The sequence below is a fragment of the Lysobacter sp. 1R34A genome, assembly GCF_051217035.1.
GTDB lineage: Bacteria > Pseudomonadota > Gammaproteobacteria > Xanthomonadales > Xanthomonadaceae > Lysobacter.
Window position 1 is genome coordinate 1 of the sequence record NZ_JBPKJP010000143.1, and the last position, 7,861, is coordinate 7,861.

General features: G+C 68.3%; 6 protein-coding genes and 1 pseudogene. 3 read left to right on the top strand and 4 right to left on the bottom strand.

Going from position 1 to position 7,861, the window contains the following annotated elements; genetic code table 11:
- A pseudogene (locus ACSAMQ_RS19220) lies at positions 1–428 on the bottom strand (trypsin-like serine peptidase); the annotation flags it as partial.
- A gap of 458 nt (positions 429–886) precedes the next feature.
- Here ACSAMQ_RS19220 and rnr point away from each other — a divergent pair.
- The 3 genes from rnr to sugE all read left to right on the top strand — a co-directional run bounded on the left by rnr (position 887) and on the right by sugE (position 5,013).
- Positions 887–3,325, top strand: coding sequence for a ribonuclease R (gene rnr / locus ACSAMQ_RS19225; protein ID WP_435397201.1), 2,439 nt, complete (start codon positions 887–889; stop codon positions 3,323–3,325).
- A 357-nt stretch (positions 3,326–3,682) separates the two neighbouring features.
- Complete coding sequence (rlmB, locus tag ACSAMQ_RS19230; RefSeq protein ID WP_031370459.1) at positions 3,683–4,438, top strand: 23S rRNA (guanosine(2251)-2'-O)-methyltransferase RlmB; 756 nt, start codon at positions 3,683–3,685, stop codon at positions 4,436–4,438.
- Between the two features lie 263 nt (positions 4,439–4,701).
- The gene (gene sugE / locus ACSAMQ_RS19235; protein WP_435397202.1) at positions 4,702–5,013 is read left to right on the top strand and encodes a quaternary ammonium compound efflux SMR transporter SugE; all 312 of its coding nucleotides are present in this window, start codon (positions 4,702–4,704) and stop codon (positions 5,011–5,013) included.
- Between the two features lie 91 nt (positions 5,014–5,104).
- Here the strand turns inward: sugE and ACSAMQ_RS19240 are convergent, their stop codons facing one another.
- The 3 genes from ACSAMQ_RS19240 to rnt form a co-directional block, all read right to left on the bottom strand.
- Entirely contained in the window at positions 5,105–5,716 is a 612-nt protein-coding gene (locus ACSAMQ_RS19240; protein ID WP_435397203.1) for a glycoside hydrolase family 19 protein, read from the bottom strand.
- A gap of 165 nt (positions 5,717–5,881) precedes the next feature.
- Positions 5,882–6,886 (bottom strand): hypothetical protein, encoded by a 1,005-nt coding sequence (locus tag ACSAMQ_RS19245; RefSeq protein ID WP_435397204.1) that lies wholly within the window; start codon positions 6,884–6,886, stop codon positions 5,882–5,884.
- 39 nt (positions 6,887–6,925) lie between these two features.
- Positions 6,926–7,576 carry a ribonuclease T gene (gene rnt / locus ACSAMQ_RS19250; RefSeq protein WP_435397205.1) on the bottom strand — a complete coding sequence of 217 codons (651 nt, stop codon included), beginning with the start codon at positions 7,574–7,576 and terminating at the stop codon, positions 6,926–6,928.
- Positions 7,577–7,861: the final 285 nt, after the last annotated feature.

The window sequence follows — 7,861 nt, forward strand, 5'->3', positions numbered from 1 at the left end:
GCCGCGCCGGCGCCGCGCAGCGACAGGCCGGCGCGCAGCGCGACCGCGCCGCTGGAGGACACCTCGAAACGCGCGGCGCGCGAGCCGTCGCCGAGCGGCTGCCAGGCGAGGGTGTTCAGATCGACGGCGCTGCGCGCGATGTTGCGGGCAAAACCGATTTCGAGCGGTTCGCCGTTCTTGTCCTGGCGGATGCGGCGGTCTTTCAAAGCCGATACATCGAGGCTGGTCGGCCGGCCGAGGCTGAACAATCGCGGCGTCGTGGCCTTGGCGGCGACGGCGAACTCGGCCGCGCCCATCGCGCCGGCAAGCGGCGCTTCGGTGACCGGCGCCGAATCCATTTCGGCGGCGTTGGAGCCGGTGGCGGCATGCATCGAGAAACTGGACAGCCCGGCGACGAGCGCCAGGCAGAGCGCGTTCTTGCGGATCATCGTGCGATTCCTTGAGTGCCATAGGGAGGGACGGCGAATACGCCGGTCCGCCGCCGCAGCGGGGACGCCCGGACCCTACGACCGGTCCGCACCCGGTTTTGTGCGGTCTTTCCGGCTTCGCCGAAGCGCTCGAAGTACAAGGCATCGGGTTTACGAACGGTCGGATTATTTGTGCGCTGCATTGCAACTCGACGATGCCCGGAACGTGACGCGCACCCGCTCGACGGTGCACGGCAACATGAAAACAGCGGCTTTTTCGTTCAGCTGCGGCGCAGCCACGTCGCGACGATGCCCGATCCGTTTTGCGCTGGCGGCTGCGATGCGCTGCGCAACGCAGGCCGCGTACGCGGCGTCGATCGGCCCGCGCCGGGCCGGCCTGAGCGACCGCGCGTCGGGAGCCCGCGGCTCCTGGCGGCGATACAGACGCTGCCTTAATGGCGATGTGAGACCATACGGCCATGACAAAAAAGACGAAAAGCAACAAGCCCGGTCCGACCGGTGGCAAAACCCCTTCCCGCAAGACCCCTGGCGGTGGCGCCCCGAGCGCCGGCCCCCGCAGCCGCAAGAGCCCCGCACCGCGCCCGGCCTGGTTGCCCGAGAACCTCCAGCACGGCCCGAGCAAGGGCCCGCACGGCCAGCCCGCCTCCGGCGCGGCCCGCGCACCCGCCTATCACGATCCCTATGCCGATCGCGAAGCCTCGCGCTACGCGCAGCCGATCGCCAGCCGCGAATTGATCCTGCAGACCCTGGTCGCCGGCGACGGCCCGATGCGCGCCGAGGCCCTGGCCGAGCAGCTGCAACTGACCGAACCCGATCGCGTCGACGCTCTCGGCAAGCGCCTGGGTGCGATGCTGCGCGACGGCCAGCTGATCCAGAACCGCAAGGGCGAGTTCGCGCCGGCGGCGCAGATGGACCTGATTCCCGGCGTAGTGATCGCCAACCCCGACGGCTTCGGCTTCCTGCGTCCCGAGGCCGGCGGCGACGACCTGTTCCTGCCGCCGTTCGAAATGCGCAAGGCCATGCACGGCGACCGCGTCCTGGTCAGCGTCACCGGCGTCGATCGCCGCGGCCGCCGCGAAGGCGCGATCGTGGAAGTGCTCGAACGCCGCATCAACCGCCTGATCGGCCGCTTCACGCTCGAGTCCGGCATCAGCTACGTGGTGCCCGACGACCGCCGCATCCAGCGCAACGTGCAGATTCCGCCGGACGGGCGCATGGAGGCGCAGAACGGCCAGTTGGTGGTCTGCGAGCTGTTGCAGGCGCCCGACCCGAAGCGCCCGCCGATCGGCCGCGTGCTCGCGGTGCTCGGCGACAAGCTCACCGCCTCGCTGGCGGTGCAGGCCGCGATCCACGGCCACGAGATTCCCGATGTGTTCCCGCAAGCCACCCTCGACGAAGCCGCGGCGGTGCCGCTGACGGTCGAGGCCTCGGTCGCCGCCCGGCGCGTCGACTTGCGCGCGATGCCGCTGGTCACCATCGACGGCGAGGACGCCAAGGACTTCGACGACGCGGTGTATTGCGAAACCAATCGCGACGGTTTCCGTCTAGTGGTCGCGATCGCCGACGTCTCGCATTACGTTCGCCCCGGCACCCCGCTCGACGATGAGGCGCAGAAGCGCGCGACCTCGGTGTACTTCCCCGGTTTCGTCGTGCCGATGCTGCCGGAGACCTTGTCGAACGGCATCTGCTCGCTCAATCCCAAGGTCGACCGCCTGTGCTTCGTCTGCGACATGCAGATCGGCCGCGACGGCGAAGTGACCCAGTCGAAGTTCTACGAAGCGGTGATGAACTCGCATGCGCGCCTGACCTACACCCAGGTCTGGAACGCGGTCGGCGACGTCCCCGAGGAGGCGCAAACCGAAGCGCGCGAGCAGATCGGCTCCTTGCTGCCGCATATCGAGCGCCTGCACCAGTTGTTCCAGGTGCTGCTGAAGGCGCGGCAGAAGCGCGGCGCGATCGAGTTCGAATCCAGCGAGGTGCGTTTCGTCCTCGGCAAGAGCGGCGAAGTGGTGCAGGCCGGCATGCTTCAGCGCAACGACGCGCACAAGCTGATCGAGGAATGCATGATCGCGGCCAACGTCGAGGCGGCGAAGTTCCTGATCGCCCAGCAGGTGCCGGCGCCGTTCCGCATCCACGACCGGCCGCCGGAGCAGAAGTACGCCGACCTGCAGGAGTTCCTCAAGGAGTTCAAGCTGCGCATGCCGGCCTGGAACCAGGTCGAACCGCGCGACTTCACCCAGTTGCTGAAGAAGATCCGCGAACGCCCCGATGCGGCCCTGATCGAGTCGGTATTGCTGCGCAGCCAGAGCCTGGCCGTGTACGCGCCGGAGAACGTCGGCCACTTCGGCCTGGCCCTGACCGCGTACGCTCACTTCACCTCGCCGATCCGGCGTTATCCCGACCTGCTGGTGCATCGCGCGATCAAGCACGCCTTGACCGGCGCGCAGCCGTCGACCTTCGTGTATTCGCCGCGGCAGATGACCGCGCTGGCGCTGCAGTGCTCGGAACGCGAACGCCGTGCCGACGAAGCCGAGCGCGAGGTCGACGAGCGTTACCGTGCCGCGTGGATGGAGCAGCACGTCGGCGGCGAGTTCGAAGGCACGATCAGCGGCGTGACCAGCTTCGGCTTGTTCATCGAGCTCGACCAATCCAAGGTCAACGGCCTGATCCACGTCACCCAGCTGCCGCACGACTACTACCACTTCGACCCGATCCGCAAGACGCTGAAGGGCGAGCGCACCGCGCGCGAGTTCCGGCTCGGCGACCGGGTCAGCATCGTCGTGCTCAAGGCCAGCGTCGAAGACCGCAAGATCGACTTCCGCCTGGCCGAGGAGCGCGGCGCCAAACCGCTGCCGCCGCGTGGCCAGCCGGCGAAGCGGAGCAAGCAGAAGTACTGAGGCGACAGTGCCGGGCGAACGTCCCGGCGCGCAATGCTGACATAGCCCCTTTTAGAAAGGGGCGAACGCCCGGCGTGGATTCGTTTCGGATCGCGCGCCAGCACGGGTATTTGCTTCGGCCGCCTGAGTGCCCAGGGCAAAGCCATAGCGAAATCCCTGGTCGCCTCTGCGAAGGGACACCCTGAAGAGGCGTCGCGTTCCATCGGCCGACGCCTCGAGCAGGCCCGCCGCCGGACCGCAGGCCACCGACCTGCCCGGCGCCGGCCGCCCGGCGCCGGGTAGCTTAGAATTGCCGTCCGCCCCCGACCGCGCCGCCGCCCCAGGCCGCCGCGCGAGCCTCAGCCCCACGGAATCCTCATGAGCCAGAAACAATGGATCGCCGGTATCAATGCCGTCTCCGCCTCGATCGAGCACGACGCGCAGAACGTGCGCGAAGTTCTCATCGAGGCCGGCGCTAAGAACCCGCGCCTGACCGAGATCGAGACCGCCGCGCGCCGCGCCGACATCGACGTGCGCCGGGTCGCGACCCAGGCGCTCGACGGCGTGGTCGGCAATCTGCGCCACCAGGGCGTGGTCGCGCGCTACGCCGCGGCCAAGACCTGGAACGAGAACGAACTCGAAGGCCTGATCCAGGCCGCCGAAGGCCGCGCGCTGGTGCTGGTGCTCGACGGCGTGCAGGACCCGCACAACCTCGGCGCCTGCCTGCGCAGCGCCGCCGCGGCCGGGGTCACCGCGGTGATCATCCCGAAGGACAAGTCGGTGCAGGTCAACGCGACCGTGCGCAAGACTTCCGCCGGCGCCGCCGACAGCGTCGCGGTGATTCCGGTGACCAACCTGGCGCGCGCGCTGCGCGACCTGCAGCAGCTCGGCGTGTGGATCTACGGCTTGGCCGGCGAAGCCGACGCTTCGCTGTACTCGATCGATCTGCGCGGCAACGTCGCCCTGGTGCTCGGCGGCGAAGCCGATGGCCTGCGCCGACTGACCCGCGATACCTGCGATCAACTGGTCAAGATCCCGATGCCGGGCGGCGACGCCGCGGGCGGCGTCGAAAGCCTCAACGTCTCGGTCGCCGCCGGCGTTACCTTGTTCGAGGCAGTGCGCCAGCGCGGTTGATACACGCGGCGCGCTCGTCCCCGAGGGGCAGGGCGCGTCCAGCCTCTTGCGCGCAGCATCGTGTTCGCTGCCGGCGCAGTTGCACCGCCGGCACGGTGACTCCCGCACGGCCGCGCTCCAGCGCTGTGTAACCCCCCGCTGACCCCATGGACTGTGCGGCCGGCTTCGGCGAATCGGGCTCGTTATAATCGCTCGCGTACGGGGACGACCCCGTTCGCACCGCTTTCGACCGGGGACGGCCCCGTCATCATGGGAGCATCGTCATGCCTTGGGTTCTGCTGTTCTTCGCCGGCCTGTTCGAAGTGGGTTGGGCCATCGGCCTGAAATACACCGAAGGCTTCACCCGCCTGTGGCCGTCGGTCGGCACGATCGCCGCGATGGCGATCAGCCTCGGCCTGCTCGGCGTGGCGATGAAATCGCTGCCGGTCGGCACCGCCTATGCGGTCTGGGTCGGCGTCGGTGCGGTCGGCACGGTCATTCTCGGCATCGTGCTGTTCAACGAACCGCTCAATACCTTGCGCGTGGCCAGCGTGCTGTTGATCGTCGCCGGCCTGGTCGGCCTGAAACTGGCCTGAGCTTGCGCAGCGCAGGGCCTCGCGGAGACTGCCCGCGTACCGGCGCGCCCCTCCTGTCGCGCCGGTATGCGCGGCCGTTCGCAGCGCCTGCTCAATGCAGCGAATTGACCAGCAACTCGTCGAAGCGGCGCGCGATGTCGGCGATCGTCTGGGCCTTGTCCTGGCCGTTGATGATCCGTCGGGCCTCCTCGTAGTTCGGCAACTGGCCCGGCTTGAAATAGCTGTCCAGCTTCTTGCCGGTAAACCACCCCTTCTTCATGCCTTCCATCGCGATCGCATAGGCGACCTCGGGCTTCTTGGCCTCGTCGGGGCGGTTGATCAGGTCGATGCCGAGGATCTTGCCGGCGCGCTCGTAGTTGGCGCGGCCGGTGAGTTGCACGTAACCGCGGCCGTGATAACGCGCGCCGTCCCCGGCGCGGGTATTGCCGAGCATCTTGCCGACCCGCGTAGCCGGCCCGTACAAGCGTTCGAAACGCGCCTCGTCGCCGAACTCGTCGATGGGGCGCAGGGTATGCGCAGTCTCCCACTTGAACGTCGCCAGGCAATAGGCGATCTGGTGGCGGTGCACCGGGTTCTGGCTGAAGCTGGCATCCTGCTCGATGCGTCCGATCAGAAAACGCACGGCCTGCGCGAGCTCGTCGCGCAGCGGGCCGAAGCGCTTGCGGTACCCGTCTAGAAACTGCTCGTCGTCGAAAGCGAACATCCTGTCCTCCCTGCATGCGCAACCGCATGTGCGCGCGAAAGCGGCCGCGCGTCCTGCCGGTCGTGGCGGCGCTGTGCCGCTCGCAGTCCAATCAACGCGGCGTTCGACGCCGGACGGCCAGTTCCGAGGTGTTGCGTGCTTGCAACATGGCCGACGCGAACAGAATCAATCCAGCCGATACCGGCCGAGCACGAACCGGGCTGCGTTGCGGTATTCGAGGACGAAGTAGTCGAAGTCGGAGCGTTGCGCGCCGGCCTCGGCCAAGCGGGCATCCCAACGTTGTAGCCGCTCGCGATTCAGTTGCTTTCGCAAGGCCGATACCAGGGCGTGACGCGATCCGGAGCCGAGAAACGACGCGGGCGCAAGCCCCGGCACGACCAAGGCGGAGGGTGCCTGCAGCAGGTGGCTGCCTTCCCAGACGATCGAATGTTCGTCCTTGAGCGGCAGCGCGTCCGGGTAGGCGCCGTCGAGCAGCATGGGCGCCGCGCCAGCGAGCCAGGCCACCCAGCCTGCGCGCCAATAGGGATCGTCGATAGCCAGCGCGGACGTCAGCCAGTCCCCGATGAGCTCGGGCTGCAGATACTTCGCGATCAGGGTGCACGAGGCCGAGAACGCGTCGGCGGGATACAGCGAGTCGCCCGGGTGCACGCCGGGCAGGCGCTGCACCGGCGAGCAGAACGCATCCCCGGCCAGTCCGCAGGCGCTCCAATGCGACGGTGCGAGCATTGCGCGGCCAAGCGTGTCGAGCAAGTCGCGGCGTAAACCCGGCGACACCTGCTCCGGATCGGGGCAGTGGACGAAGGTCGCGGTCACTAGCATTGAATAGAGTCGGCGATCCTCGAAGGCATTGGCTCGGAACCGTCCGACCAGCTCGAGTGCGCGCGGCAAGAGGTATGGGAACCACAGATTCCACTCGCGCATCGGTCCGAACGCAACCGGACCGGAGCTCAATTCGTACAGCGCCGAACTCAGCTCACTGCGCGGCCACTGTTGCGGATCTTCGTGCATCAGCGTGGTGAACATGTGTCGTTCGTCGCCCATGAACCAGGCTTCGCCCATCGGCTGCCCGGGCATCGGCGCACGTTCGCGCAGACGCTCCAGCGCGCTTGCGTCGGGGCCCTGGCCGGGCTGCCAGACGTAGGCAGACGAGTTGTTTCGCGATGCACGCACGAACCGATCCTTGTCGATGCGCAGGGGCGATCCGGCCCCTTAAGGCGTGGCGACGCCGCGTTGCGGCCAGGCGTTGACGATCTTGCAGAACAGCTGGGCGGTGCGTTCGGTGTCGTAGACGGCCGAATGCGCGTCCAGGGCGTTCCATTCCAGCTCGGCGGCCTGCAGCGCGCGGGCGAGCACGGTCTGTCCGTAGGCGACGCCGGCGAGGGTGACGGTGTCGAACACGCTGAAGGGATGGAAAGGGTTGCGCTTGTGGCCGCTGCGGGCGACCGCGGCATTGAGGAAATTCAGGTCGAAATGGGCGTTGTGGCCGACCAGGATCGCGCGTTGGCAGCCCTGGCGCTTGAGCGCTTCGCGTACCGGCGCGAACACGCTTTCCAAGGCCTGACGCTCGGGCTTGGCGTCGCGGAACGGGTGGTCGATGTCGATGCCGGTTACTTCGAGCGACTTGGGGTCGATCAAGGTGCCGGGCGCGGGCACGACATGGGCGCTGCTCATCGCACCGGGCACCAGGCGGCCGTCGGCATCGAGTTCGAGCGGCTGCACCGCGATTTCGAGCAGGGCGTGCCTGTTCCAGTCGAAGCCGCCGGTTTCGACGTCGACGACGACCGGCAGGTAGCCGCGGAAACGGTTGGCGAGGGTGGGCGCGACGAGGGCGGCGGGGGGAGTGGGGCCGGTTTCGATCATCGCGAAAGCCTAGCAGGTTGTCGCGAAGCGGTCGTTCCAGAGGGCGAGAACCACCTCGGCAGAAGCGGCCATCCGCAAGACGTCTTCAGTCCCAAGCTCTGCCGCGAGGCGGCACCGGCGCTGTCGTTGCGCTGTCGCGGTCGCGGCTTGCGCCGCTCCTACCCCTGTTTGGAGCGATGCGCGCGCATCGCCGCCGCCGACAGCAGCGCCGCGCCGAGCCCGGCCAGGGCCAGGCCCGGCGCCGGCAGCAGCATCGCCACGACCAGGCCGGCAACAGGACCAGGC

Coding starts and splice junctions, on each gene's coding strand:
- rlmB (WP_031370459.1), top strand. CDS start 3,683: ATGAGCCAGAAACAATGGATCGCCGGTATCAATGCCGTCTCCGCCTCG.
- rnt (WP_435397205.1), bottom strand. CDS start 7,576: ATGATCGAAACCGGCCCCACTCCCCCCGCCGCCCTCGTCGCGCCCACC.
- sugE (WP_435397202.1), top strand. CDS start 4,702: ATGCCTTGGGTTCTGCTGTTCTTCGCCGGCCTGTTCGAAGTGGGTTGG.
- ACSAMQ_RS19240 (WP_435397203.1), bottom strand. CDS start 5,716: ATGTTCGCTTTCGACGACGAGCAGTTTCTAGACGGGTACCGCAAGCGC.
- rnr (WP_435397201.1), top strand. CDS start 887: ATGACAAAAAAGACGAAAAGCAACAAGCCCGGTCCGACCGGTGGCAAA.